This is a genomic window from Arthrobacter sp. KKT183, from assembly GCF_055657625.1.
This window is the reverse complement of record NZ_CM145770.1, coordinates 98990-125696: the sequence shown is the minus strand read 5'-3', so window position 1 is coordinate 125696 and position 26707 is coordinate 98990. Positions and strand designations below refer to the sequence as shown.

Below are 26707 nucleotides of genomic sequence, written 5' to 3'. Positions count from 1 at the left end.
CAGCTGAGCCTCGACAGGACTGTCAGTTGCACCCGGTACGTTTGAACCATGGCTACAAAGACCGCGCGATCGCGCACGCAATCCCCCGCCTACCGCTGCGGTGAGTGCGGCTGGACCACCGCCAAGTGGGTGGGCCGGTGCGGCGAGTGCCAGGCGTGGGGCACGGTCGAGGAGGCAGCCGCGGCAGGCGTAGCGCGTACTACGGCGGCCACTACCGTTGCGCGCCCCGCCCTCCGGATCGCTGAGGTGGATTCCACCACGGCGTCCTACCACCCAACCGAGATCGGCGAACTCGACAGGGTGCTCGGCGGCGGATTGGTTCCGGGTGCGGTCATCCTCGTCGCCGGTGAGCCCGGGGTCGGCAAGTCCACGCTCCTGCTGGACGTCGCGGCGAGGGTCGCCCGGCTGGGACGCACGGTTCTCTACGTCACCGGTGAGGAATCAACCGCACAGGTGAAACTGCGGGCAGAACGGATCGGCGCGTTGGCGGACACGCTGTACCTTACGGCGGAATCGGACCTCAGTCAGGCATTGGGCCAGGTTGAGAAGGTGGATCCCGCTTTGCTCATCGTGGATTCGGTACAGACGCTCAGCAGTCCGGACGTGGACGGCAGTGCGGGAGGTGTCACCCAGGTGCGGGAGGTGGCGGCGTCGCTCATCAACGCTGCCAAGACCCGCGGTATGACCACGTTGCTGGTCGGCCACGTCACCAAGGACGGCTCTATCGCAGGCCCGCGGCTGCTTGAGCACCTTGTGGATGTGGTGTGCCAATTTGAGGGTGAACGGCACTCACGCCTCCGCCTGATGCGCGCGGTCAAAAACCGTTATGGCCCCACCGATGAGGTGGGTTGCTTCGACCTGACGGATACCGGGATCGTGGGACTCGCGGATCCAAGCGGGCTGTTTGTCTCCCGTACCAAGGAGCCGGTGGCGGGAACCTGCATCACCGTCACGCTCGAGGGCCGGCGTCCACTGCTGGCCGAGGTTCAGGCGCTGCTCGCCGAATCGGCAACTTCGCAGCCGCGGCGCGCCACGAGCGGTCTCGACGGCTCCCGGGTCTCCATGCTCCTTGCCGTCCTGCAGCGCCGGGCTTCGCTGCAGCTGCACAAGGATGACAGCTATGTGGCCACAGTCGGCGGCGTAAAGCTGAGCGAACCGGCAACGGACCTCTCGGTTGCCCTTGCCATTGCTTCCGCCAAGACCAACCAGGCGCTTCCCTCCCGCATGATCGCCTTCGGAGAGGTGGGGTTAGCCGGCGAGGTGCGTCCGGTGCCGGGAATTTCGCGTCGCATCCAAGAGGCCGAGCGCCTCGGGTTCACCCACGCCGTCGTACCGGAATCGCCCAACGGCCCCGGGCGCATCCCAGCCGGCTTCACCGTCAAGCAGGTCAGCACGCTCACGGAAGCCCTCGAATTGCTCTTCTAAGGCTTCCCGATGCGGTCCCAGTGCCCGCTGAACGCTGGAACGTTACGCATTTGAGTGGAAACTGGGCCGTCAGCCGATGCCGTGCTCCCATAGGATTAGGAACTGTCGGTCCGTGCATTCGCCTGCCCGGCTTCGAAGAGGGAGTGAGATGGTACGCAGTCCGGAGGACGCGCTGAAAGCAACCCTGGCGCGGGTGGCGCCGGGTACGCAGTTGCGCGACGGCCTTGAGCGGATCCTTCGCGGCCGCACCGGTGCCCTGATCGTCCTGGGGTTCGACCGCACAGTGGACTCGATCTGCTCTGGCGGCTTCGACATCGGAATCGACTTCTCCCCCACCCGGCTGCGCGAGCTCGCAAAAATGGACGGCGCTATTGTCTGTGACCGGGACGCCAGCAAGATCCTCCGCGCCGGCGTGCAACTGGTGCCGGATCACCGGATCGAAACGCAGGAGTCAGGAACACGCCACCGGACTGCCGAGCGCGTAGCCATCCAGACCGGCGTTCCCGTCATTTCCGTCAGCCAATCCATGCAGATCATCGCGCTCTACGTTGACGGCCTCCGCCATGTGTTGGAAGGGTCCGAGCCCGTGCTCGCCCGCGCCAACCAGGCGCTCGCCACCCTCGAACGGTACCGCGCACGCCTGGACCAGGTCACCGGATCACTCTCGGCACTCGAAATTGAGGCCATGGTGACTGTTCGCGACGTCGCCGTTACCCTGCAGCGCCAGGAAATGGTGCGCCGCATTTCCGAGGAAATCTCGCAGTACGTCCTCGAACTCGGCATCGACGGACGCCTCCTCTCCCTACAGGTGGAAGAGCTGACCACGGGCCTCGGCCCGGGCAGCGAGATGGTTCTTCGCGATTACTCCGGGCTCGGCGCAAGCACCATGCCGGTCGAAGACCAGTTGACGCGCCTCCAGGGTTTCAGCTCCACAGACCTCATTGATCTGGGCACCATCGCAAGCGTGCTCGGCTTCAACCCGTCCACAGACTCCCTCGATGCGGTGGTGCAGCCCAAGGGGTACCGGCTGCTTTCGGGAATCAAGGCCGTGCCTCCCACGGTCGCCAACCGGCTCGTGGACCACTTTGATGGACTGCAGAACCTCATGGCCGCCAACATCGATGACCTCATGGCGGTGGACGGGATTGGCGAACAGCGGGCACGGACTGTCCGGGAAGGCCTCTCACGGATCGCGGAGACCAGCCTCCTCGACCGCTTCATGTAGTCCGTGTAAACCTGAAGTTCATCTCTACTCAAGCGTGAAAAGAACTTCGTCGCTGGTGCGTTCACCCAGGCGGGTCCGGAACGCGTACTGGCCGGCGCCGGGCACCGCATCAACTGTTGCGCACTCGGGAGCGCTCCGGATCCGTTCCCAGGTGAAGCGCGCAGTTTCCGACTTTCCCGGCTCAATGATCACTTCCAGGTCCTCAGCGCCCTCCTGGCAGTCCCGGGACGAGAAGATCCGGTCTTCGCCGCTGGTGATCAGGAACTCCATCTGCGATGTCCCTACATTCACCGGGCAGGGCACCTCACCCGTATTGCTGACGGTGAGGGAGAGGACGGGATTCTGGTCCGGCGCATAGGTTTCGGCGTCCACGCTGCCGGTGACCTCGATGGACGCCGGATTGCACACCGGCTCAGTCGGTGTTGGTGTTGGCGTTGGGCTCGACTCCGTCGGGGAGGGGGACGAGGAGGGGGTTGCGGACGCAGTCGGGTTCGCGGCGGCGCTGGTAGGAGCCGCGGCGGCCGGCGCCGGACCCGGCTCCGAGCGGAAAAGCCCGGCAAGTGCAATCCCTGCCCAGATAAGACCTCCGACAAGCAGGAGGGCGAGCAGTGCCACCACCTGACGACGCCGTTTGTAGACCTGGGGGCTGGGTGTCCGCCGGGGACCGTTCACCCGGCTGCTGCCTGTACCTCCTGCCGAGCTCATGATTCAAGGCTAAGAGACGTGACGCCGACGCGCATGCTCACCACGCCGCGCGGCGGCCAGTTCCGCCGATGCTTTGGGTAGGGTGGATCCTGCCGATTTGTCGAACATCTGGAGTTCACCGTGGACGCCGCAGTGCTGCATGCTCGCCTGAGTGACTGGTTCGACGACGCCGCCCGGGACCTCCCCTGGCGGCTTCCCTCCCGAACCCCCTGGGGCGTTCTGGTGAGCGAGTTCATGCTTCAGCAGACTCCCGTCTCGCGTGTCCTGCCCGTATGGGAGGACTGGATGTCCCGCTGGCCTGCACCAGCTGACCTCGCTGCAGCCCCCGCGGGTGAGGCCCTCCGCCACTGGGGGCGCCTGGGTTACCCACGGCGGGCGCTGCGCCTCCACGCGGCGGCGACTGCCGTCGTCGTTCATCATGGGGGCAACGTGCCCAATTCCTATGCTGAGCTCCTTGCACTGCCGGGCGTGGGCACCTACACAGCTGCCGCCGTCGCGGCGTTCGCCTTCGGTCATCGCGAGACGGTTGTCGACACGAACATCCGCCGCGTCCACGCGCGGCTTGTGGGCGGTGCCGCCCTGCCGGCGCCGGCGCTGACGGCCGCTGAGATGAAGCGGGCTGCCACACTCCTGCCCGACGACGGTCCCGCCTCGGTCCGCTGGAACGCGGCTGTGATGGAGCTCGGTGCGCTGGTCTGCACTGCGCGGACGCCCTCCTGCGAGCAGTGTCCGGTCCTCGATCGGTGCGCCTGGGTGGCGGCCGGGAAACCCGCGCCGACGTACGTACCCAAGGGCCAGTCCTGGGCAGGAACGGACCGGCAGGTACGTGGCGCGATCATGCATGTGCTGCGGCATACGGACAGCCCCGTGCCGCGGCCGCTCATCCGCGAGCGCCCCGTGGACCTGGCGCACGGCACCCCCGCGGCATTTGAGAAGCTGTATGGGTTGCATGCCCCGCTTGAGCAGCTCGAGCGAGCCCTCGACGGCCTTCTTGCGGACGGCTTGGCCGAGGAGACACCACGGGGATTGCAGCTCCCTGCCTGACACCTCCGTCGGAACTTCCTGGGCCCTCCTGGCGAACTTTTGCGCACCTCTGGCGACGTCGGCCCGCCCGGAAGTCACCGTAAGTGCCCAAAAGTTCCGCTAGAGCTCGCCGAACCCTGCCTTGACCTCACCGCCGATGTACTCGATGGCCTTCTGCGCCTCTGGGCCCGTGGCCTCAGCGCGGAGTTCCTTGCCCTCGCCCAGAGCGAGCGACATGAGCAGCATCACCGACTTGCCGTCCACGCCGTTGATGGTCACTTCGGCGTCCAGGTCCGTGAGCGCCCTTGCTATGACGGCCGCGGGCCGAGCGTGCAGGCCCATCTTGTTCGGCAGGGTCCAGGCGCCCGTCACCGCCGGCTCAGCAGCTGCTTCCAGCGGAGCTGAGGGACCGGGAGCCGCCGCCCCATGGGAGACGAACGGCTCAAGTGACTCAGGGTCGATGGAAACGACAGCACGCTCGGCAGCGGAAGCGACCTCGTCCACCGTGCCGCCGGACTCCGCCTGCACGGCCGCTGCCACCGCTCCTTCGACCAGGGCGGCTTGAGGCAGGCGGATCCTCGACCGGGTATCAGGGGGGAGGAATTCAAGGGTCATTTCTGCAGTCATGACTGCAGAACCGAGGTCGGTAAGGACCACGACGCCGTCGCCCTGCTCGGCTTCCTCAAGCGCCGACTGAACCTTCTCAAGACTGGTGCCGATGCGCGACGGGGAATCACTCGTACCGCCGGCGGCGGCTATCCGGACGTTGGGGGCCATCTGCGCGGCCAGCTCAATGACCCCCTCGGCGATTTTGCTGCTGTGCGAGACGATCACCAGGCCGACCGTCACTGTTGACGCCCTGCGGTGTCAGCTGCCGCCTGAAGAATCAGGGCCGAGGACTGCGCACCAGGGTCACGATGCCCGGCACTGCGCTCACCCAGGTAACTGGCCCTGCCTTTTCTGGCGATCAGCGGCTCTGTGGCGAGGGCACCGGCCTGGGCGGCATTGGCTGCAGCCTCAAGCACCTCCACGGCCGACGCCCCGGCCGACTGCGCCGTGCCCGCGGCCTCGACGGCGGGAGTCCACGCATCGATCATGGTCTTGTCCCCCGGCTCGGCCTTGCCGCGCGCCACCACGCCGTCGCGTGCTGCAGTTAGGAAGCCAACGACGGCGGCGGGATCGATCTCAGCTGCGTCACCCAGAGCTGTGGCCGCGCGGAGGAACGCGGTACCGTACAGCGGACCGGCCGCACCGCCAACGGTGGACATCAAAGTCATGGCAGTCAGCTTGAAGACCGCGCCGGGTGTTTCCTGCCCACCGGCGTCGAGCTTTGCCACCACCGCCGCGAACCCGCGCTGCATGTTCTCGCCGTGGTCCGCGTCCCCGATCGCCCGGTCCAGCTCGATCAGCGTAGTACGGTGCTCAGTGAGGACCTGTGAGCACTCCCGGATCCAGGCTTCGGCCCATTGCGCAGTCAGCGCCATCTACACTCCCCATCGCAGGGCCGGCGTCCATACCGGCGTGTCCCAGAGTTCCACCATTTCATCGTCCAGCTTCAGCACCGAAATCGACGCTCCCTGCATCTCCAGCGCCGTGATGTAGTTGCCAACCAGGGAGCGCTCAACCGAGATGCCGCGCTCGGCAAGCACCTGACGCGCGCGCCGGTACACAATGTAAAGCTCACTGGCCGGCGTGCCGCCCATGCCGTTGACGAAGAGCAGCACGCGGTCACCGTCCGTCGCTTTGAGGTCGGCGAGGATCGGCTCCAGGAGGCGGTCGGTTATTCCGTCCGCCTTTTCCATGGCGATCTTGTGCCGGCCAGGTTCACCGTGAATCCCGATGCCGATCTCGATTTCTTCCTCGGTCAGATCGAAGCTGGGCACGCCGGCGTGCGGCACCGTGCAGGCAGAGAGCGCAACGCCCATGGAACGCACGTTGTCATTGACGCGCTGGGCAATCCCGGTGACGCCGTCGAGGGAATCACCGCGCTCGGCTGCTGCTCCGGCGATTCGTTCCACGAGCACCGTCCCGCCGACGCCGCGGCGGCCTGCGGTGTACAGCGAATCTTCCACAGCGACGTCGTCATTGATCAGGACCGACCGGACCTCCACGCCCTCAGCCTGCGCCATTTCGGCTGCGGTCTCGAAGTTGAGGACGTCGCCCGTGTAGTTTTTGACGATGTGGAGCACTCCTGCGCCGCCGTTCACGGCAAGTGTGGCGGGAATGATCTGATCGGGAGTGGGCGAGGTAAACACCGCGCCAGGGACCGCAGCATCAAGCATCCCGCGGCCCACGAACCCTGCGTGCAAAGGTTCATGACCGCTTCCGCCGCCCGAAACCAACCCCACCTTGCCCTGGACCGGAGCGTCTCTGCGGGTGATGAACAAGGGGTCCGGATGCACCTCAACCAGATCAGCGTGGGCAGCCCCGAACCCCTCAACGGATTCAGTTACCACTGCCTGCGGGTCATTGATCAGCTTCTTCATGCGAGTCTCCTTGGACGGTGATCGACTGCTGCAAAACCGGTTCGCCCTTGAACAGTACTCTGCGGCAGGGACGGTTGCCCAGACCCTTCATGCTGAAGCACCCGGATATGACTGTGGGAAGGACCCGGACGGTCCTTCCCACAGCTGGCGGCCTGATGCCGCCTACGTTTTTACCGGCTATTTCTTGAACGCGTCCTTGATGTTCTCGCCGGCATTCTTGAGGTCGGCCTTGCTCTGGTCCTTCTGGCCCTCGGCTTCCATGTCCTTGTTGCCAGTGGCCTTGCCCAGGCCTTCCTGAACCTTGCCGCCCAATTTCTCGGCGTTGTTCTGTGTCTTGTCGTCTGCACCCATGGCGTTCCGCCTTTCGTCGACGTTCCGTCCCCCTGTCAGGAGACTCACCTGGCGTTCACATACCAAGCATCCTTAGCTTATCGGCGCAGAACGCCGCTGGCTAGCTCACCGTCAGAGCGTACGGATCATCCTGGTATTGCCGAGGGTATTGGGCTTCACGCGTGCCAGGTCCAGAAATTCCGCTACGCCTTCGTCATGCGAACGCAGGAGTTCCGAATACACAACGGGATCCACTGCCGACTGGTCCGCCATCACACGGAACCCGTGGCGGCGGAAGAAGGCCTCTTCGAAGGTGAGGCAGAAAACCCGCTGCACACCGATAGCGCGCGCTTCCTCAAGCAGCGCATTGACGACGGCGGTGCCCACGCCCCTGCCCCGCGCCGCTGCGGCGGTGGCTAGCGTACGGATCTCCGCGAGATCCTCCCACATGACGTGGAGGGCTCCGCACCCCAGCACACCGCCGTTGTCATCTTCGGCGATTTTGAACTCCTGAAGGCCCTCATAGTAGGCGACCGTTTCCTTGGCAATCAGGATGCGCTCTTCCGCGAGCGGGGCCACCAACTGCTTGATGATGGGCACGTCAGCGGTAGTTGCCCGGCGAATATGAAAGGACTGGCTCATTCAACCCAGTGTAGGGACCCGGACGTACCTCAGATTCCCAACTCCGGGGGAAGGTCCACCTTCTCGCCCAGCAGGTGACGGGCCAGGAAGTGCTCGACGACGGAGTACCAGATCTTCGCGTGCTGCGGCTTGAGGATCCAGTGGTTCTCATCCGGGAAGTACAGGAAGCGGTGCTCAGTCTCCCCGTCCGGCCCGGCAGGCAGCTGCGACTTGGACAGGAGCTCGTACCAGAGCCGCAAACCTTCGCCGATCGGGACGCGGTAATCCTTGTCACCGTGGATCACCAGCATCGGCGTGCTGATCTTCCCGACATGCGTGTGCGGGGAGTTCTCGAGCGCCATCTCGGCCGTCATCTCCTTCTCCCAGTAGAAAGAGGCATCGGTGGTGGGCCCGAATTGGTCCAGGGCCCACAGGCTGGCGTGCGTGACGATCGCATTGAACCGGTCCGTATGCCCGGCCACCCAGTTGGCCATGTACCCGCCGAACGAACCGCCCATCGCCGCCGTGCGGCTCTCATCGATGTCCGCACGCGCCACCACGGCATCCGTTGCGGCCATGAGGTCCGTGTAGGGCGCGTCTCCCCATGCGCCCCAGCCGCGTTCGATCATCTTCTGTCCGTAACCCGTGGAGAGGGCGGGGTCCGGCAGGAGGACGGCGTATCCCTGGGCGGCCAGCAGCCACGGCGACCAGCGCCAGGTCCACGCGTTCCAGGATCCGAGCGGGCCGCCGTGGATCCAGAGCAGCAACGGCGCGGGCGCAGATGCGCCGGCTCCTTCCGGCAGGACCAGATAGGACTTCACGGCGTGCCCGTCCGCGCCGACAGCCTCCACCCGCTCCAGCGTTCCCGGCAGCGGAGGGCGCTCACTCGGCGCCGGCAGCGGCGCAACAGTGCCCGTGGCAAGCTCAATGCGCACAGCCTCCGGCGGGAACTCGTAGGAACTGCGCAGCGCGTAGGCGGCCAAACCGTCAGGCGAAATAACGACGTCGGTGTAGGCAGCAGCATCCATCGTCACCTGCCGCACCTCGCCGCTGGCGACGTCAATAACGAAAACCGGCGCCGCGCCGTCGTCGTCCGCTGTGACCACCAGTGCGCTTCCATCCGGAAGCCAGGCGGCAGGAGCAGGCCAACGGTCCCATCCGGAGGCAAGGGGCGTCAGGGAACCTCCAGCGGCAGGAAGCAGCCCGAGCTCCACGTTCGGCGGTGTATCGGGGCCGGTGCGGTGCCGGACTACCACGACGGCGGTTGAGCTGTCCGGACTGATGGGGCCCGCGTCATAGTCATAATCAGGGTTTTCGAGGAGAACAGAGCGCTCTCCGGTGGCAGTGTCGACGCGCACCAGCACCGACCGCTGGTCCCCGCCTCCCACGGGTACGGTCTGCGCTGTGAGCAGGAACGTACCGTCCGGACTGAGGCGCGGGCTCGCGTTCCGGAGTGCGGAGCCAATTCCGCCGGTCACATTGCGGAGCGTGACGGAGGGCTCGTCGTCGAGCGTGATCTTGCCGGCTTCACCGGGCTTACCGGGCTCACCGGGCTCAATCAGGAAGTAGCGTGGCTCGGAGGGGCCAAGATCGGCATCCCAGTGACGAACCGGGTAGCCCGTGTGCAGAATTGCGGCAACACCGGCGTCCTTGCGGGCCTTGCGGCGTTCTCCGTCGTCCGATTCATCAGTTGATCCGGCCAGCACCTCAGCAACGACGACGGCGGCGTCTGCCTCCGCTGCAGCGAGGACCGATTGCACTCCTCCCGGGCGGGTGTGCACTACCCGGGCTTCGCCGCCGGCGGCCGGAAGCTTCCAGAGCGCTGGAATCGGTTCCTCCTCCGCGTTGTCCGGGTCCGGGCGGGCGGACGTGAAAAGGAGGTCGCCGCTCCTAAGGAAGGCGGCGCCCGATTCTCCCTTCGCGCTGCGGGTGATGCGCCGGGCCGGTTGGCGGCCGGATGGGTCCAGCTCCCACAGGGCGGAGGTGTAGGCAGTGCCCTTGGAGTTGAGGGTGGCCACCGAGGTAACCAGCCGGGTGCCGTCGGCGCTCAACGAAAGCCCACTCAAACGCGGTAGGGCGACGAAACGATCCAGGTCATGGAAGGCAGTGGTGTTCGCTGGGGTGGGCGAATCTGGTACGAGTGTCATGGAACATCTTTATCATCCGATGTGCTCCAGCTCACAACCCAGGGTAGTTCCGAATGCGCTTAAAAGAACCTGCCCGTATCGGCGGACCGATACGGGCAGGTGTGCTTGAGAGTCCCCGGTTTACTCGGGAACGACCGCCTCGATTGCCGCCGGCGAATCCTCGATCTCCTTGGGAGCACCATGCCCGACGAAGGTGAATTTTGCTTCGTCACCCTCGCCCTCGACGTCCACCGAGACGAGCTCTCCGGACTTGATCTCTCCGAAGAGAATCTTTTCGGAAAGCTGGTCTTCGATCTCGCGCTGCATGGTCCTGCGCAGCGGGCGTGCACCCATTGCCGGATCATAACCGCGGGTCGCGAGCAGCACCTTGGCCGCAGGTGTGAGTTCGATGCTCATACCCTTATCTGCCATCCGCTTGCTCAGGCGGTCGAGGAACAGATCCACGATCTGGACAATCTCGTCCTGGGTCAGCTGCGGGAACACCACGGTGTCATCCACACGGTTGAGGAACTCGGGGCGGAAGTGCTGCTTCAGCTCCTCCGTTACCTTCGCCTTGATGCGGGTGTAACCCGTGGCGGTGTCAGTACCGGACTGGAAGCCCGTCATGACGCCCTTGGAGATGTCCCGGGTGCCGAGGTTGGTGGTCATGATGATGACGGTGTTCTTGAAGTCCACCACACGGCCCTGGCTGTCAGTCAGGCGGCCATCCTCGAGGATCTGCAGCAGCGAGTTGAAGAGATCGGCGTGAGCCTTCTCCACCTCGTCGAACAGGACAACGGAGAACGGACGGCGACGGACCTTTTCGGTAAGTTGACCGCCCTCTTCATAGCCCACGTATCCGGGGGGCGCACCGAAGAGCCGGGAGACGGTGTGCTTCTCCGAGTACTCCGACATGTCCAGTGTGATCAGCGCATCTTCATCTCCGAAGAGGAACTCAGCAAGCGCCTTGGCGAGCTCGGTCTTTCCAACGCCGGTGGGACCGGCGAAGATGAACGAACCGCCCGGACGTTTCGGATCCTTCAGGCCTGCACGGGTCCGGCGGATGGCCTGGGAGATTGCCTTGATGGCGTCATCCTGGCCGATGACCCGCTTGTGCAGTTCATCTTCCATCTTGAGCAGCCGCGAGGACTCTTCCTCGGTGAGCTTGAAGACGGGGATACCGGTGGAGTTCGCCAGAACCTCGGCGATCAGCTCCTCGTCAACCTCGGCGATGTCATCGAGACCGCCTGACTTCCAGCGGCGCTCCTTGTCCATGCGCTCGTCGTGAAGCTTCTGCTCACGATCTCGCAGGCGGGCTGCACCCTCGAAGTCCTGGGCGTCGATAGCGGATTCCTTCTCCCGCTTCACGGACGCGATGCGCTCATCGATTTCCTTGAGCTCCGGCGGAGCGGTCATGCGGCGGATTCGCAGCCGCGCTCCGGCTTCATCGATGAGGTCAATGGCCTTGTCCGGCAGGAACCGATCGGAGATGTACCGCTCGGCAAGGTTGGCAGCCGATGCCAGTGCGGCATCAGTGATGGAGACACGGTGGTGTGCCTCATAGCGGTCCCGGAGCCCCTTCAGGATTTCAATGGCATGTGCCACCGAAGGCTCCTGAACCTGGATTGGCTGGAAGCGGCGCTCAAGGGCCGCGTCCTTTTCGATGTGCTTGCGGTATTCATCCAGCGTGGTGGCGCCGATGGTCTGAAGCTCTCCACGCGCCAGCATGGGCTTCAGGATGGACGCGGCGTCGATAGCGCCCTCTGCCGCGCCGGCACCAACGAGCGTGTGGATCTCATCGATGAACAGGATGATGTCGCCGCGTGTGCGGATCTCCTTCAGGACCTTCTTGAGGCGTTCCTCGAAGTCACCGCGGTAGCGGGATCCGGCAACCAGTGAACCGAGGTCCAGGGTGTACAACTGCTTGTCCCGGATGGTCTCGGGTACATCTCCGCGGACAATCGCCTGAGCGAGGCCCTCGACGACGGCCGTCTTGCCGACGCCGGGCTCGCCGATGAGCACGGGGTTGTTCTTGGTGCGGCGGGAGAGGACCTGCATGACGCGTTCCATCTCGAGCTCACGGCCGATGACCGGATCGAGCTTGCCCTCCCGGGCCGCCTGGGTGAGATTGCGTCCGAACTGGTCCAGTACGACGGACCCGGCAGGGGTGCCCTCCTGCTGCTGGCCACCTGATGCCACAGGTTCTTTGCCCTGGTACCCGGAAAGCAGTTGAATGACCTGCTGACGGACGCGGTTGAGGTCAGCGCCGAGCTTGACCAGAACCTGCGCGGCAACGCCCTCACCCTCACGAATGAGACCGAGCAGAATGTGCTCAGTGCCGATGTAGTTGTGGCCGAGCTGCAGTGCCTCGCGGAGAGACAGCTCCAGCACCTTCTTGGCACGCGGCGTGAAGGGGATGTGACCGGAAGGAGCCTGCTGGCCCTGCCCGATGATCTCCTGCACCTGCTCGCGCACAGCGCCGAGGGAAATGCTGAGCGACTCAAGCGCCTTTGCGGCGACACCCTCACCCTCATGAATTAGCCCAAGCAGAATGTGCTCGGTGCCGATGTAATTGTGGTTGAGCATGCGGGCCTCTTCCTGGGCCAGCACTACAACTCGACGGGCACGATCCGTAAATCTCTCAAACATGAGACACACTCCTAGCTAACGCGTAGTTCGATGCTACGTGCCCATGGATGGCTTGTGGAGCGTGTTCGCCACAGGCGAGATAGGCCAGCGGGCCCTGCTCGGAGGCGCTAGCGCTGCGCAGCCCGGTATGCCTCGATGATCTCGGAATTGACGCGCCCCCGCGAAGAGACGTTGTAACCGTTTGCCTTTGCCCATTCGCGGATCTGCGCGGCTTCCTGATTGCGGGCGGCGGGTGCGCCCTGCCGCTGTTTACCCTGGCTCTCGCGCCTGGCGGAGGAGACATAGGTGGACAGCGCACTGCGCAGTTCCTCCGCGTGCACTGAGGAAAGATCAATTTCATACTGCGATCCGTCGAGGCCGAACCTTACGGTTTCATCTGCCTCACCGCCGTCGAGGTCGTCAATCAGAATAATTTTGACTTTCTGCGCCATAACAATCTCCTCAATCGGCCTATCGAGTATTCAAGAGACATTATCGTCCGCATTAAACCCAGACGTCAAAAGGGAGAAAATGATGATCAGGCTTTTTACTGCTTCCCGGGCGGCGCATCATCCGGCGACGGTGTCGGTTTTACTATTTCATTCTCCCTGTTGCGGCGTTCTGCGGATTCGGCCTCACGCTCGGCCCGGTCCGCGTTGAAGATCGACTTCATGACGAAGTAGAAGATGAGCCCAACGGCAAGGGAAGGTAGGAGAACAGCCAAATACTCCATAGTATTAACCCAACTCCGGCTTCAACAGCGGGAATAGGATGGTTTCCCTTATTCCGGTGGAAGTGAAAAGCATGACGAGCCGGTCAATGCCCAGGCCGATCCCGCCCATCGGCGGTGCGCCGTATTCAAGGGCACGAAGGAAGTCTTCGTCCAATTGCATGGCTTCCTCGTCACCGGCAGCTGCCCGCCGTGACTGTTCGGTGAGGCGCTCCCTCTGGATGACGGGATCAATCAGTTCGGAAAACGCGGTTCCACGCTCCATGCCGCCGATGATGAGGTCCCATGCCTCAATCAGCTGCGGCTGGTCGCGGTGGGGACGGGCCAGGGGCTGCGCTGACGGCGGATAGTCATAAACGAACGTCGGCTGCACCAATGTCGGTTCGACAATCTCGCTGAAGAGTTCCAGGACAAGCTTTTCCGCGTCCCAGTCCAGGTCCACGGAAACCTCCTGTTCTTCAGCTACCGTCAACAACGTTTCCCTGTCAGTGTCCGGAGTGATAACACGTCCAACTGCCTCGGAGAGCCCCGGATAGACCCCGAGCCAGCGCCATTCGCCGTCCAGGTCAATGGTCCCGGCTCCGGATTCAATCTGGCGCGATCCAAGAAGGTCAGCACAATTCAGGATGATCTCCTTCATGCGGTCAGCCATCACGAACTGGTCAGCATAAGCCTCGTAGCACTCGAGCATCGTGAATTCGGGACTGTGCGTAGAGTCGACTCCCTCATTGCGGAAAATACGACCAATTTCATAAACGCGGTCGATTCCACCGACAACTGCCCGCTTCAGATAAAGCTCCAGCGCGATGCGAAGGGTCATCTTCTGATCAAAGGCATTCACGTGGGTCTCGAACGGCCGCGCGGTGGCGCCGCCATGGACCAGTTGGAGGATCGGCGTTTCCACCTCGATGTATTCATGCGAGTGAAGCGTCTCACGGATACTGCGGGTAATCATTGCCCGCGTCCGGACCATCTGGCGCGCTTCCTCGCGCACCAGCAGATCCACATAGCGCTGGCGGACTCGTGTCTCCTCGTTGACCCCGGCGTGCAGGGTGGGCAACGGGCGCAGCGCCTTCGACGCCATAGCCCAGCCCGTAGCCATCACCGACAGTTCACCGCGGCGTGAACTGATGACTTCCCCCGAAACCTGCACGTGATCGCCCAGATCCACCGTTGACTTCCACTCCGCCAGGGGCTCCTCGCCGACGGCGGCGAGGCTCAGCATCGCCTGGAGACGGGTTCCGTCGCCCTCCTGGAGCGTCGCGAAGCACAATTTCCCGGTATTCCGGAGGAAGACTATCCGGCCAACCACGCTGACGTTCTCACCGGTTGAGTCACCGGCCTCGAGACCGGAGAAGCGGTCCCGGATCTCGCCCAGAGAAGACGTCCGCTCCGGCTTGACCGGATACGGCTCCTCACCGCGCTCCAGCAGGCGAGCGCGCTTTTCCATGCGGATGCGCATCTGCTCGTTGAATTCTTCGGTGGAGAGGGCTGGCTCAGTGGTCACGGTATCTAAGGTTACCGGTTCAGCCTTACGTGCCCGCCGGGTCCGCAAGCAGCGGTTGATTGTCAATGAGCCTGACGCTGCCCACCCTTGCGGCAATCAGCGCGAGCGCCTCCCCCGAGAAGGGAGTCTCGCGGCAGTTGAAGGCGAGCGGTTCCAAAGTATCCGGGTCCACCACCTCGAAATACTCCAGTTGCACGAGCGGCTGGCTTTCCACCAGTGCGACGGCGGATTCCAGGTCCAGCGGTTCGCAGCGGACAGCGCGCTCCGTCAGCAGGCGCAATGCGCGGGACAGGACAAGGGCGGCATCCGCCTCCTGTGCCGTCAGGAACCGGTTCCGGCTCGAGAGCGCCAGCCCTTCGGCAGACCGCACCGTGGGTACCGCACGGATGTCCGCCGTGAAGCTGAGGTCGCGGACCATCCGGCGGATCAGTGCCAGCTGCTGCGCGTCCTTCTGCCCGAAGTAGGCCCGATACGCGGCGTCGGCGGCGGGCCAGGCCAGATGCAGCAACTTGGCGACGACGGTGAGCATCCCGTCGAAGTGTCCCGGCCGGAATTCGCCCTCAAACCTTGCGCCGAGGCGTCCGGCGGAGAGCCGGACCAGCGGTTCGCCGCCCGGATACATTTCTTCCCGGGACGGCACGAAGACCAGGTCGACACCGTAGCCCCCAAGGATTTCCAGGTCCGCCTCCAGCGTTCGGGGGTACCGGTCAAGGTCTAGCGGGTCCCCGAACTGAAGAGGATTGACGAAGATGGTGGCAACAACGACGTCGTTCTCTGTCCGTGCAGCGCGGGCCAGCGCAGCGTGGCCCTCATGGAGGGCGCCCATAGTGGGGACGAGCCCCAGGCTGACGGGGCCGGGACCTGCCGCAGCCAGCTGTTCGGCGAGCGCAGCACGCAGCTGCGCCGCAGTAGTGAGAACCCGTGGCCTCATTCGCTTTCTTCCTTCTCGGGCCGTGCCAGCGCCTCAGTGATTGCGCGTTCCTGCTCCGGGGACAGGAGCCCGCGTTCCAGTGCGCGGGAGGCAGTCACCGCGGCTAATCGCGTATAGGCACGGGAAATGTCTTCGGGCGCTTCGGCGAGGGCAGCGGCGTGCGCCGCGACCGTACCGGTGTCACCGCGTGCAACCGGCCCAGTGAGTGCCCCCTCGCCCGCGGCGAGCGCGTTCTCAAGGGAGGCACGCATCAGCGGCCCGAGCATTCGGTCCGGCCGCTCCACACCAATGCTGCCGAGCAACTGTGTTGACTGCGCAGCGAGGGTGACCAGGTGATTCGACGCGTGCGCAAGCGCCGCGTGGTACAGGACGCGGTCCTCTTCCTCGATGACCACCGGCTCAGCGCCCATCTCGACCACGAGTGCCTGCGCCACCGGGAGGACGGCGGTGGGCGCTGTGACACCGAACGTGCAGTCGGGCAGGCGCGTGAGGTCCAGGCTCATGCCGGTGAACGTCATCGCAGGGTGCAGCGCTAGCGGGATGGCGCCAAGCCTCCGCGCCGGGTCCAGAACGGCCGTTCCGTAGCGGCCCGACGTGTGCGCGACGAGCTGGCCGGGCTGCCAGGCACCAACGGCGGCCAGGCCGGAGACGAGATCCGGGAGGGCGTCGTCGGGCACTGCCAGCAGGACAAGCTCCGCCCGTTCCACGATCTGCTCGATCCCAAGCAGCGGGACCCCGGGCAGGAGGTTCTCGGCCCGTTCCCTGCTTGCTTCGGAGACAGCGGAAACTCCGACGACGGCGTGTTCGGCTGCACGCAGGGCAGCACCCAGAACGGCACCAACCCTGCCTGCGCCGATCACTCCGACGCCGAGCCTCCCGGGTTTCCGGCGGGGGCCTCCAGCGCCGGGACGGACCGGACGCTCAGGAACGTTCATGATGTGGACCTTCCAGGTATGAGGGCGGTGCCGGCATGACGGGTGCGTCGGCAGCCGCATCCGTCTCTTCCATCTGCTCCTGCACCGGGACGGGCCGCATCCACTGTTCGGGACCGCTGCGGCGTCGGGCATCGGCCGCCCGCCCGGCCTCTTCGGAGAACAGCCGCCAGGCGTCCGCTTCAGGGATCTGCCGGACGCGGGGAGAGACCGGCCCGGGAGTGGTGTGCAGGATGAGGTCAGCCACCCCGAACCTGCGCGCCAGCGGGCCCTGGTGAAGGGCCAGGGACTGCGTGCGTTCATGCGGTACGACGGCGACCTGCCGCCACCACGCACCTGACCGGGCCAATAGCGCGGTGTCGGTCACCGCCACCCCGTTGCGCCGCCAGGCGAGCGGCGCGATGAGGCGTGCACGCCGCGGGGTGGTGATGAAACCGGCGTCGGAATCCCGTCCTGACAGGCCTGCCGAGAACACCTCGACGGGCGAGTCCGTTCCCGGATCGGGGAGCACCAGCGCGATTACCTGAAGAACCTCGTCCAGCGTTCCCACCGGAAGGAGGGTGGCGCGTGCCTGCGCCTCACCACTCGCGGACGCGCTGTAGCCGGCCACGTTCACGGTGACCTTGTACCAGCCCTTCAGGCGCCACAGGGGTGACTGGATCACGCCGACCGCCTGCACCCGACCGGGCGGCACCGTCTGTGTGCGGGTATCGAGAAGCCCGTAGCGGATGCGAATGCCGTCCGGTGAAATTGCTGCCCGGAAGTTGAACCCCGTGTTCAGCACGTTCCAGTAACCGCTGACCACACCGATGAGGATGGGAACGAAAGCCGCCAGCAGCGCCCCGGTCTCAAGAACGAAGGCAAAAACCACCACGCCGATCAGGCCGAGTACCACCGCGACAGTGTTGCCGGAGAGTGCCGCGGCGCCCAGCACGCGGGCAGGAGTGAGGGCAAGGACCTCGCGTTCGGGTGCCTCGGGGATGTCCTGTGGGTGCTCCGGATCCACGACGACGCCAGCTGCCCGCGCCAGGATGGTTGCCCGCAGCTTCTGAGCCTCCCCCAGTTTCAGGAAGGAGAGCCGTACCGCCGACTCCCCGGCGTCCGCCACATCGAACTTGAGCTCCGCGAGCCCGAACAGCCGCGCGAGGAACGGCTGGACAACGTCGATGGCTTGCACCCGGTCCAGACGCGCCTGCCGGTGCTGACGGAAGACCACTCCCGAATTGACTCGGACGTGCTCCTCGGTCACCTGGTAGCGCGTGTAGTACCAGGAGAGGAAGAACCCGGCCGCGATCAGCAGCACGACGCCGACGACGATGGCTATGGCAAGGGGAAGATTGACTACCCCTTCTCCCCTGAATCCTCCAGGCTCTCCTGTCAGGAGACCCTCGAACCAATCGCGGCCGCCGAAAAAGATCAGCGCGGCAATGGCAATCCAGCCGCGGACGAGCGGCGAAATGATGTGGACGCGCTTCCATTCCTCGGGTGAGGCGGAGAGCACCGCCGGGTCAGGTACGGCGCCGGTCACAGCCCTGCCAGCTTCGCTTCACCGCGTGCCGAGAGCTGCTCCCGCAACCGCGCTCCCTCACTGGAAGGAAGCCCTGGAATTTCGGCATTGGTGCCCGGCGACGCCGTGTGCAGCTTGAGCGTGCACAGGCCGAGGGCGCGTTCAATCGGCCCTACCGCGACGTCGACATACTGCATCCGGCCGTAGGGCACCACCATGGTGCGCTGGAAGAAGATGCCCTGCCGGACCAGCAAATCCTCATTGCGCTCCGCATAGCCGATAGCGCGCACCTGACGGGGCAGGAGCAGTCCACGCCACCCGGCAAAGATGACGACGGCGGCGGGCAGCAACCACGCGAGCAGTAGCGGAAAGCGGGGCAGCACCCCCGTCAGCAACAGGACGAGCGGAACAGAGAAGATCACCAGGAAGATGAGGCTGCCTATCGCCCACCCTACAAGCCGGACCCTGAGGTACTTGGGTGACACCCGCGTCCACTCAATCCCCGCCGGGTCAATTGGTTCCCTACGCATACTCCCCCTCGCCGCTCTCACGCCTCGTCTCCGACCCGGCCTCATCATCCGGCGGAAGCTTACAGAAACTCTCCACGATCAGTCCGACTGCAATCATGACTATGCCACCGGCAATCACCGCCAGCGAACCCCACAATGGACCGAGGTTGCTGCGGACTCCCACCAGCGTCAGCTGATCGGCGAGGATCCCCGCGTGCCAGCCGGTTGTCAGGGCACCCGCATAGGCAGTCGCCTGGGCAAGCACCACGGTGCGTGCCGCCAGGATCGGATCGAGGACCCGCTTGCGATTGCCGCCGCGCCAGCGCCTCACCCGGAGCCCGAAAATAAGTGTCACCGCGACGACGGCGGCGATGGTCAACAGCGAACTCAGCGGCAGCGACGGGGTGGGGTACCCGTTGCGGGTTGCCCACCAGTTGACCAGCCACCCGGCGGCACCGAACACCAAACCGATCAGAACCAGCCAGCCGATGCGGATTGATCCCACGGCTCTGCTAGGCCCCCTCGAACGGTACGAGGCCGGGGAGGTCTTCCGCCTGCTGGACAAGCTCCGCGACCGGGCGCCCCGACAGCGTAGCCGTTCCGTCCATCCACGCCCAGGGCTGCAGGACAAAGGCCCGCTCCGCCGCGCGGGGATGGGGCAGGGTCAGCTTTTCGTCATCCGAGACGAGATCGCCGTAGGTGATGATGTCGACGTCGAGAGTACGCGGACCCCACCGGACAGAGCGGACCCGGTGGTGCTTATTCTCAACGGCCTGACAGTGCTCAAGCAGTTCATACGGCCCAAGGTCCGTCTCAATCTCGATCACCATGTTGAGGTAGTCCGGCTGCTCCGGGCCGCCGACGGCCTTCGTCTGCGCGATCGGCGACACTTCACGCAAACGCACGTTCGTGGAGTCAACGAGGTCGGCAACGGCGAGGGACAGCGTGTCGCGGCTTTCGCCGAGATTGCTGCCCAGCGCGAGGATGGAACGCACCGTTCCACTCATGAACGCTCCCGGAAGATGGAGACGGCGACGTCGCCAAACGGCACCTCGATGGGCGCCTTGGGTTTGTGCACGGTGACCTCGACGGCGTCCACGGCGAAGGCGGAAAGGATAGCGGCGGCTATGCGCTCAGCCAGTGCCTCGATGAGATCAAGCGGCTCACCCGTGATGAGTTCTACGACCTGTTCGGCGAGTTCGCCGTAGTGCGCGGTGCGCGTGAGGTCATCGCTCTCACCTGCCGGCCGCAGATCGAGGTGAAGCACCACGTCGACAATGAAGGGCTGGCCATCACGGCGCTCATGCTCGAACACCCCATGGTGCCCGACGGCGGTAATCCCCGTCAGTGTGATCCTGTCCCGCTGCGCGGGAGAACTTTGTGCCATGATCCGTCTACCTGGTCCAGGCTGCGGCGACCTTGACCGCATCCAGGTTCGGTCCGACGTCATGCACACGGACGCACCAGGCGCCGTGTGCAGCTGCTAGGGCGGAAACGGCAACGCTCGCGTCACCGCGCTCGGCGGGAGCTGCTGCCTTGCCAGCAACGCTGAGCAGGGTTCCGAGGAACCGCTTGCGGGAGGCTCCCACCAGAATGCGGTGACCGAGCACGTCGAATCGGTCCAGTGCGCGCAACAGTGCCCAGTTGTGGTCTTCCTTCTTGGCGAAGCCAATTCCGGGATCCAGGATGATCTGTTCCGGGGTTACACCGGCGGCGTAGAACTTGTCCCGGATGTCCGTGAGTTCGGAGATGACGTCTTCAACGACGTCATCATAGCTGGCAAGGGAATCCATGGTTTGCGGATTGCCGCGCTGGTGCATCAGGACGTAGTGGACTCCGCGTTCGGCAATCAGTCCCGGCATGTCCGGATCGAAATCCAGCCCGGAAACATCGTTCACAATGGCGGCGCCGGCATCAATCGCCCTAGCTGCAGTGGCCGCATGCATGGTGTCGACACTGACCAGCGCGCCCGCCTTAACCAGAGCCTCGACAACCGGAATGATGCGCTGCTGCTCCTCCTCTACGGTGATGCGGTCAGCGTTGGGGCGGGTCGATTCTCCGCCGACGTCCACGATGTCCGCTCCGGCGTAATGCATGCGCAGCCCTTCAGCAATGGCTTCATCTGCCGTTCCGAACTTGCCGCCGTCACTGAAGGAATCAGGGGTGACATTGAGGATTCCCATCACCAGCGCCCGCTCCGTCGGCAGGTCCGCGAAGGACTTGCGAACCCGGGATGGCCGCAGGACGGGAATGGGGGAGGTTGCCGGTCCGGTTCCTGGGGCTGCCGCGAGTGAATCCATAAAGTTGCTGTGTCCTATCTTCCAAGTATCAGGCTCATGGCCTCGGCGCGCGTGGCGGCTTCCCGCACCTGTCCGCGCACCGCTGAAGTGACCGTTTTGGCTCCCGGCTTGCGGATGCCGCGCATCGACATGCACATATGCTCACATTCGATGACCACGATCGCGCCCTTCGGCTGCAGGTGCTCCATCATCGCATCCACGATCTGCGTGGTGAGGCGCTCCTGCACCTGCGGACGCCGCGCATAAATCTCCACCAGCCGCGCCAGTTTGCTCAGGCCTGTGATTTTTCCGTCGTCTGAGGGAATGTACCCGATATGCGCTGAACCATGAAACGGGACAAGGTGATGCTCGCACGTCGAATAGAACGGAATGTCTTTGACGAGCACCAGCTCTTCGTGGTCCAGATCAAAGGTGGTCGAAAGGACATCCTTGGGATGCTGGTGAAGTCCCGCGAAGAACTCCGCGTACGCGCGGGCCACCCGTTTGGGTGTTTGCACGAGGCCGTCCCTGTCAGGATCCTCGCCGATGGCGGCGAGAATCTCCCGGACTGCCCGCTCGATTCTCGGCTGGTCCACCGTTGAACCGCTGGCCGCGAGAGCCACATCAACCATTTGATCGTCAAAATCGGTCACGCCAAGAATCCTATCCCGGCCCCTGTGGCCGACCTGCTAGCGGTTACGACGCTGGCCGTACCCGTCCTGGTCATTGTTCCCGGTGGTTCCGCCTTTGTTGTCCGGCTCAGTCTCCGGCTCCGGCAGGGCATCGCCCGTGACGTCGAAACCGCTGGGCAGATTGGCATCCGCAATCTGATCCTGCGGCGAAACGTTTTCGGGGTCAGGCTCTCCGGCTGCCTCCGCTTCCTGGCGTTCCTTGGCGGAGACCACGGGAGGGAGGGAGTGCACCGGCCGGCTATCCTTCGAGAGCCAGATGCTGCGCGCGTCCCGCTTGCGGATGTCGGTGAAGACCTCTGCAATCTCCGCCTGGTTCAGGGTTTCGCGTTCCAGCAGTTCGAGAGCCAGCCGGTCCAAAACGTCTCGGTTTTCGGTAAGGATGGCATACGCCTCATCATGGGCGTTGTCCACGAGCCGACGCACCTCCTCATCGACGATGTAGGCGATGTGATCCGAATAGTTGCGCTCGTGGCCCATGTCGCGGCCCAGGAACGGCTCGCCGCCGCCCTGGCCGAGCTTCACGGCACCGATCCTCTCGCTCATCCCGTACTGTGTCACCATCTTCCGGGCAGTAGCGGTTGCCTTCTCGATGTCATTCGATGCACCTGTCGAGGGATCGTGGAACACGATCTCCTCCGCCACGCGGCCGCCCATGGCATAGGCCAGCTGATCGAGGAGTTCGTTGCGGGTGATGGAGTACTTGTCATCCGCGGGCAGCACCATGGTGTAACCCAGAGCCCGGCCCCGCGGAAGGATGGTCACCTTGGTGACCGGATCCGTGTTGCGCAGTGCGGCGGCAACCAGGGCGTGGCCGCCCTCATGGTACGCCGTGATTTTCCGCTCCAGCTCCTTCATGACCCGGCTGCGCTTCTGCGGCCCGGCGATGACGCGGTCGATCGCCTCGTCGAGGGCGCGGTCGTCGATGAGCTGGGCGTTGGACCGGGCGGTGAGCAGCGCTGCTTCGTTCAGGACGTTCGCGAGGTCAGCACCGGTGAACCCGGGAGTCTTTTTGGCTACGGACTTCAGGTCCACGCCGGGCGCCATGGGCTTGCCCTTCGAGTGGACCTGCAGGATGCGCAGACGCCCGCCCATATCCGGGGCTTCGACGCCGATCTGCCGGTCGAAGCGACCGGGACGCAGCAGCGCAGGATCCAGCACGTCCGGTCGGTTGGTCGCTGCGATGAGGATGACGTTGGTGTTGGCGTCGAAGCCGTCCATCTCCACCAGAAGCTGGTTGAGGGTCTGCTCACGCTCGTCGTTGCCGCCGCCCACGCCGGCACCGCGGTGGCGTCCGACCGCGTCGATCTCGTCAACGAAGATGATGGCCGGAGCGTTGGATTTTGCCTGTTCAAACAGGTCACGGACGCGCGAGGCACCGACACCCACGAACATCTCGACGAAGTCGGATCCGGAGATTGAGTAGAACGGCACTCCGGCTTCACCCGCAACGGCGCGGGCCAAGAGGGTTTTACCGGTTCCGGGAGGGCCGTAGAGAAGCACGCCCTTGGGGATCTTCGCGCCGAGCGCCTGGAATTTGGCAGGCTCCTGCAGGAATTCCTTGATCTCGTGGAGTTCCTCGACTGCTTCATCAGCGCCTGCGACGTCATTGAAGGTGACCTGGGGCATGTCCTTGTTGATGAGCTTGGCTTTGGATTTGCCGAACTGCATCACCTTGGAGCCGCCGCCCTGCATCCTGCTGAGCAGGAACCAGAAGATTGCACCAAGGATCAGGATGGGCAGGATCAGGCCGAGGATGCTGGTGAACCAGTTGTTCTCGACCGGCTGGTCCGTGAAGCCGTCCACGTCTGAGGAGTTGATGGCGTCGACTACGTCCTCGGCACGTGCGGCGCTGAAGAAGAAGGAAACGCTGCGGCCGAGCTCTTCATAGTCCTCGCGCAGCGTGAGATCAACCCGCTGCTCGCCGTCGTAAATCTTTGCCTGCTCCACCTGATCGCTCTCGAGGAGTTCAAGGCCGATATTGGTGTCCACTCGGGCACCGCTGCTGTTGAACACGGAGGGCAGGATGACCAGAAGTGCGGCAACTGCCAGCACAATCCAGAAAATGGGTCCTCTGAACAAGCTCTTCAATTTCATTCAACTCAGGGCGCAGTGCCCTGTCCCTCCTGATTAACTGCCACATAGCGCTCGTCCACCTGCGGATCGCCCAAAGCGGCGCGCCCGAAATGTGCTACCAGCTTTACATTCTCTTCAGAATCCACGCGCACCCGCGGTGGAAAGTTCCCTCTGGGCGTACAGGCGGGTTCCCGCCCACCTGCGGAGCTATTCGTAGACGTGCGGCGCGAGGGTACCGATGAAGTCCAGATTGCGGTACTTCTCGGCGAAGTCCAAGCCGTAGCCCACCACGAACTCGTTCGGGATGTCATAGCCGACGTACTTCACGTCGATCGCTACCTTTGCGGCGTCAGGCTTGCGGAGCAAAGTGCAGATCTCGACGGAAGCGGGACCGCGTGAGAGCAGGTTGGCTTTCAGCCAGGACAGGGTGAGCCCCGAATCAATGATGTCCTCGACGATCAGGACGTGCTTGCCCATGAGGTCTGTCTCGAGGTCCTTGAGAATCCGGACCACACCGGAGGACTGCGTTCCCGAACCGTAGGAGGAAACGGCCATCCAGTCCATGGTGACGTGCGAGTGCATGGCGCGTGCCAGATCAGCCATGACCATCACCGCACCCTTGAGCACTCCCACGATGAGGACGTCCCGGCCGGCGTAATCGCGGTCGATTTCCGCGGCCAGTTCCTGGACCCGTTGCTGAATCTCTTCCTTGGTGTAGAGAACGTGCTTGAGATCCGACTGGACGTCTTGTGAATCCACCAATTACTCCCGGATTGTGAGGTTTTTCCTAAGGACAAGACTGCCATAGCTTGAGTGGCCTTGGGGAACCCCTGCACCCCTGACCTGCCGGTAGGCGCTCACGCTGCCGCCGAGCTGCACTGGACCCGCCGATCCGGTGCGCCGCAACAGGTTCTCTGCGGCCAACAGGCGTTCGAAGCTTGGTTGAATTCCGCCGAGTTCGACGACGGCGAGCGCCAGGACCCGCTGCCGGAGAGCGGGCGGAAGGGCGCGCAGGCCCTCTTCGGACAGGAGGAGGCTGCCGCCGTCGTGCTCTTCTTTCCCCGGCTCACTACTGCCTGCAGTCTTTCTGAGCCGGCCGTACTCGACCTCTGCGAGCTCGTCCAGGTAGGCGGCGTCCTGGGAGAGGATCCGCGACGTCCGGTACAGGGACTCTGCGATTCCGGGGCCTAGCTCGTCCTCCAGGAAAGGCAGCACCCGGGTGCGTACGCGTGAGCGCATCAGGGAAGGGTCCGCGTTGGTCGGATCATGCCACGGGTCAAGACCAGTGAACCGGCAGATCTCCTCCGTCTGAATGCGCCGGAGGGCGAGGAACGGTCGAAGGTAAACCCCTCTGCGCGGGGGCATGCCGCTCAATGAGCGGGTTCCCGAACCCCTGGAGAGACCGAGGAGTACCTGTTCGGCCTGGTCATCGAGGGTATGGCCGAGCAGAACGGCGGCGGCGCGGTGCTGTTCGACGGCGGCATCGAGCGCCCCGTATCGGGCAATCCGTGCTGCGGCTTCCGGGCCCATTCCAGCTGTTGCCACCTCAACCCGGCGCACCTCCACCGGTGCAAGGCCCAGACCCGCCAGTTGGGAGCGCGCGGCCTCCGCTACGTCCGCGCTGCCCTGCTGCAAACCATGATCGACGACGACGGCACCCACCCGGTACTGACCGGTCTGCGCGAAGTACGCCGCCGTAACGGCTAGCGCGAGTGAGTCGGTTCCGCCGCTGCACGCAACCAGGATCAGCGATCCCTCGGAAACCTGCGCATCCTCGAGCGCGGCGCGGATCAGGTTTCTCGCCGTGCCGACCGTAGGGCTGAGCCGCGGCCGGCGGCTCACAGTCCCATCCGGGTGATCCACTCCCTGGGCGCGTGGATCTCCTTTTCGGTGGGCAGGTTCTCCGCTTGCTCCCACACCCGGTTGAACCCTTCCATACCGACGGCGTCCACGACCGCGCGGACGAAGCGTGCCCCGTCGCTGTACTGGCGCATTTTCGCATCCAGGCCCAATAGGCGGCGGATGAACTTCTCGACCGGTCCACGGGTTTTCCCTCGTGCGTTGAACCGGCGGCGGATGGTCTTCACGGTGGGCACGATGCTGGAATCAACGGCGTCCATCACCACATTCGCGTGTCCTTCGAGCAGGCTCATGACGGCGGTGAGGTGGGAGAGCCGGGCCTTGTCTTCAGGTTCCTGGAGCAGGGAGAGGATGCCGCCATCGCTCGGGGGCACGCCGTCGCCGTCCTGGTCCTTACCGTTCTGGCTGCGTGTTGGCAGCGACTTCAGCGCGTTGGTGAGCCGCTCCGCCAGGGTTTCGGCCTTGTCCGCCAGGCCGACGGTGAGTTCGGAGATGTGCTCCAACATGTGGTCCTTGAGCCACGGTGCGGCAGCGAACTGCACCCGGTGGGTCTGCTCGTGCAGGCACACCCACAGCCGGAAGTCGGCGGGCTGCACATTCAGTTCACGCTCAACGGAGACGATGTTGGGCGCCACGAGCATCAGGCGTCCGCCGGGCCCGCGGCTGGAGGCAACAAACGGATCATACTGCCCGAGGACCTTGCTCGAGAGAAAGGCGAGGATGGTGCCCATCTGGGCACCGGTCACTGCGCCGCCGAGGGCCGCATTGGCCGCCTTCAGCTGCTCGCCTTTGGTCTGCGCAAGGTGCTCGATCGCCGGCGCCATCAGCACCTTGAAGCTCTGGGTGTTGGCCTTGGCCCACGATGCGCGGTCCACGATGATCAGCTCCGAATCCCGCAGGTCCCGCGCCGCCTCGAGGCCCGTGATCCGATGAACGTGCTCAACGGAGAGATCTGCCAGTTCCCGGAGGTTCGCTACGGCGTCCCGCACTTCCCCGGCGCTCAGTTTGGGGCCCGGAGGCGCCAGTTTCGCCGCGCTGCTGGCGGCCAGATCCCAGTTGACGAGCTGAAGGGGGGCGTTGCTGTCCATGGTGGCCATTCGACCACATTAGTCTGGGAG

Annotated in this window: 27 protein-coding genes; 3 read left to right on the top strand and 24 right to left on the bottom strand. The window is 64.5% G+C overall.

Translation table 11 applies throughout. The features are described 5' to 3' along the window. The first annotated feature begins 48 nt into the window (after nucleotides 1-48). The gene (gene radA, locus ACZ2GY_RS00640; protein WP_277358798.1) at nucleotides 49-1425 is read left to right on the top strand and encodes a DNA repair protein RadA; all 1377 of its coding nucleotides are present in this window, start codon (nucleotides 49-51) and stop codon (nucleotides 1423-1425) included. Between the two features lie 148 nt (nucleotides 1426-1573). After that, nucleotides 1574-2650 carry a DNA integrity scanning diadenylate cyclase DisA gene (disA, locus tag ACZ2GY_RS00635; RefSeq protein ID WP_277358799.1) on the top strand — a complete coding sequence of 359 codons (1077 nt, stop codon included), beginning with the start codon at nucleotides 1574-1576 and terminating at the stop codon, nucleotides 2648-2650. A 24-nt stretch (nucleotides 2651-2674) separates the two neighbouring features. Here disA and ACZ2GY_RS00630 read toward each other — a convergent pair whose 3' ends face one another. Then, on the bottom strand, nucleotides 2675-3355 hold the full coding sequence (locus ACZ2GY_RS00630; protein WP_277358800.1) for a hypothetical protein: 681 nt from the start codon (nucleotides 3353-3355) through the stop codon (nucleotides 2675-2677). Between the two features lie 120 nt (nucleotides 3356-3475). Here ACZ2GY_RS00630 and ACZ2GY_RS00625 point away from each other — a divergent pair, with 120 nt between their 5' ends. Then, nucleotides 3476-4399, top strand: coding sequence for an HhH-GPD family protein (locus tag ACZ2GY_RS00625; protein ID WP_471672671.1), 924 nt, complete (start codon nucleotides 3476-3478; stop codon nucleotides 4397-4399). Nucleotides 4400-4498: 99 nt separating this feature from the next. Here ACZ2GY_RS00625 and dhaM read toward each other — a convergent pair whose 3' ends face one another. From dhaM to ACZ2GY_RS00510, 23 genes are all read right to left on the bottom strand, one after another. Beyond that, a complete protein-coding gene (dhaM, locus tag ACZ2GY_RS00620) occupies nucleotides 4499-5227 on the bottom strand; it encodes a dihydroxyacetone kinase phosphoryl donor subunit DhaM (protein ID WP_277359649.1) in 729 nt (242 codons plus the stop codon). Next, complete coding sequence (dhaL, locus tag ACZ2GY_RS00615; protein WP_471672670.1) at nucleotides 5224-5862, bottom strand: dihydroxyacetone kinase subunit DhaL; 639 nt, start codon at nucleotides 5860-5862, stop codon at nucleotides 5224-5226. The genes dhaM and dhaL overlap by 4 nt, the downstream gene beginning before the upstream one ends. After that, nucleotides 5863-6864, bottom strand: coding sequence for a dihydroxyacetone kinase subunit DhaK (gene dhaK / locus ACZ2GY_RS00610; RefSeq protein ID WP_471672669.1), 1002 nt, complete (start codon nucleotides 6862-6864; stop codon nucleotides 5863-5865). A 177-nt stretch (nucleotides 6865-7041) separates the two neighbouring features. Further along, nucleotides 7042-7263, bottom strand: a complete 222-nt coding sequence (locus ACZ2GY_RS00605; protein ID WP_471672668.1) for a CsbD family protein — start codon at nucleotides 7261-7263, stop codon at nucleotides 7042-7044. Between the two features lie 63 nt (nucleotides 7264-7326). Then, nucleotides 7327-7836, bottom strand: coding sequence for an amino-acid N-acetyltransferase (locus tag ACZ2GY_RS00600; protein WP_471672667.1), 510 nt, complete (start codon nucleotides 7834-7836; stop codon nucleotides 7327-7329). A 29-nt stretch (nucleotides 7837-7865) separates the two neighbouring features. Beyond that, nucleotides 7866-9962: a S9 family peptidase gene (locus tag ACZ2GY_RS00595; protein ID WP_471672666.1), complete on the bottom strand. Its 2097-nt coding sequence runs from the start codon at nucleotides 9960-9962 to the stop codon at nucleotides 7866-7868. Between the two features lie 120 nt (nucleotides 9963-10082). Further along, complete coding sequence (locus tag ACZ2GY_RS00590; RefSeq protein WP_471672665.1) at nucleotides 10083-12590, bottom strand: ATP-dependent Clp protease ATP-binding subunit; 2508 nt, start codon at nucleotides 12588-12590, stop codon at nucleotides 10083-10085. A 107-nt stretch (nucleotides 12591-12697) separates the two neighbouring features. Beyond that, nucleotides 12698-13021 carry a histone-like nucleoid-structuring protein Lsr2 gene (locus ACZ2GY_RS00585; RefSeq protein WP_056545775.1) on the bottom strand — a complete coding sequence of 108 codons (324 nt, stop codon included), beginning with the start codon at nucleotides 13019-13021 and terminating at the stop codon, nucleotides 12698-12700. A 95-nt stretch (nucleotides 13022-13116) separates the two neighbouring features. Then, entirely contained in the window at nucleotides 13117-13302 is a 186-nt protein-coding gene (locus tag ACZ2GY_RS00580; protein ID WP_277359655.1) for a hypothetical protein, read from the bottom strand. A gap of 4 nt (nucleotides 13303-13306) precedes the next feature. After that, complete coding sequence (gene lysS, locus ACZ2GY_RS00575; protein ID WP_277359659.1) at nucleotides 13307-14761, bottom strand: lysine--tRNA ligase; 1455 nt, start codon at nucleotides 14759-14761, stop codon at nucleotides 13307-13309. A 70-nt stretch (nucleotides 14762-14831) separates the two neighbouring features. Then, the gene (gene panC / locus ACZ2GY_RS00570) at nucleotides 14832-15737 is read right to left on the bottom strand and encodes a pantoate--beta-alanine ligase (RefSeq protein WP_471672664.1); all 906 of its coding nucleotides are present in this window, start codon (nucleotides 15735-15737) and stop codon (nucleotides 14832-14834) included. Next, the gene (locus tag ACZ2GY_RS00565; protein ID WP_471672663.1) at nucleotides 15734-16672 is read right to left on the bottom strand and encodes a Rossmann-like and DUF2520 domain-containing protein; all 939 of its coding nucleotides are present in this window, start codon (nucleotides 16670-16672) and stop codon (nucleotides 15734-15736) included. Before ACZ2GY_RS00565 ends, panC begins: the two co-directional genes overlap by 4 nt. Continuing rightward, nucleotides 16659-18197, bottom strand: coding sequence for a PH domain-containing protein (locus ACZ2GY_RS00560; RefSeq protein ID WP_471672662.1), 1539 nt, complete (start codon nucleotides 18195-18197; stop codon nucleotides 16659-16661). The genes ACZ2GY_RS00565 and ACZ2GY_RS00560 overlap by 14 nt, the downstream gene beginning before the upstream one ends. Beyond that, the gene (locus ACZ2GY_RS00555; protein ID WP_277359358.1) at nucleotides 18194-18706 is read right to left on the bottom strand and encodes a PH domain-containing protein; all 513 of its coding nucleotides are present in this window, start codon (nucleotides 18704-18706) and stop codon (nucleotides 18194-18196) included. The genes ACZ2GY_RS00560 and ACZ2GY_RS00555 overlap by 4 nt, the downstream gene beginning before the upstream one ends. Further along, the gene (locus tag ACZ2GY_RS00550) at nucleotides 18699-19190 is read right to left on the bottom strand and encodes a DUF3180 domain-containing protein (RefSeq protein WP_056545763.1); all 492 of its coding nucleotides are present in this window, start codon (nucleotides 19188-19190) and stop codon (nucleotides 18699-18701) included. The genes ACZ2GY_RS00555 and ACZ2GY_RS00550 overlap by 8 nt, the downstream gene beginning before the upstream one ends. 7 nt (nucleotides 19191-19197) lie before the next feature. Next, nucleotides 19198-19692 (bottom strand): 2-amino-4-hydroxy-6-hydroxymethyldihydropteridine diphosphokinase, encoded by a 495-nt coding sequence (gene folK, locus ACZ2GY_RS00545; RefSeq protein WP_471672661.1) that lies wholly within the window; start codon nucleotides 19690-19692, stop codon nucleotides 19198-19200. Continuing rightward, entirely contained in the window at nucleotides 19689-20072 is a 384-nt protein-coding gene (gene folB, locus ACZ2GY_RS00540) for a dihydroneopterin aldolase (RefSeq protein ID WP_277359360.1), read from the bottom strand. The genes folK and folB overlap by 4 nt, the downstream gene beginning before the upstream one ends. A 7-nt stretch (nucleotides 20073-20079) precedes the next feature. Then, nucleotides 20080-20985: a dihydropteroate synthase gene (gene folP / locus ACZ2GY_RS00535; protein ID WP_471672660.1), complete on the bottom strand. Its 906-nt coding sequence runs from the start codon at nucleotides 20983-20985 to the stop codon at nucleotides 20080-20082. Between the two features lie 14 nt (nucleotides 20986-20999). Continuing rightward, nucleotides 21000-21617 (bottom strand): GTP cyclohydrolase I FolE, encoded by a 618-nt coding sequence (gene folE, locus ACZ2GY_RS00530; protein WP_404800751.1) that lies wholly within the window; start codon nucleotides 21615-21617, stop codon nucleotides 21000-21002. Nucleotides 21618-21653: 36 nt separating this feature from the next. Then, on the bottom strand, nucleotides 21654-23750 hold the full coding sequence (ftsH, locus tag ACZ2GY_RS00525; protein ID WP_277359362.1) for an ATP-dependent zinc metalloprotease FtsH: 2097 nt from the start codon (nucleotides 23748-23750) through the stop codon (nucleotides 21654-21656). 186 nt (nucleotides 23751-23936) lie between these two features. After that, a complete protein-coding gene (gene hpt / locus ACZ2GY_RS00520; RefSeq protein ID WP_277359363.1) occupies nucleotides 23937-24488 on the bottom strand; it encodes a hypoxanthine phosphoribosyltransferase in 552 nt (183 codons plus the stop codon). 3 nt (nucleotides 24489-24491) lie between these two features. Beyond that, complete coding sequence (tilS, locus tag ACZ2GY_RS00515; RefSeq protein WP_471672659.1) at nucleotides 24492-25571, bottom strand: tRNA lysidine(34) synthetase TilS; 1080 nt, start codon at nucleotides 25569-25571, stop codon at nucleotides 24492-24494. Then, entirely contained in the window at nucleotides 25568-26686 is a 1119-nt protein-coding gene (locus tag ACZ2GY_RS00510) for a zinc-dependent metalloprotease (protein WP_471672658.1), read from the bottom strand. Before ACZ2GY_RS00510 ends, tilS begins: the two co-directional genes overlap by 4 nt. Nucleotides 26687-26707 lie beyond the last annotated feature (21 nt).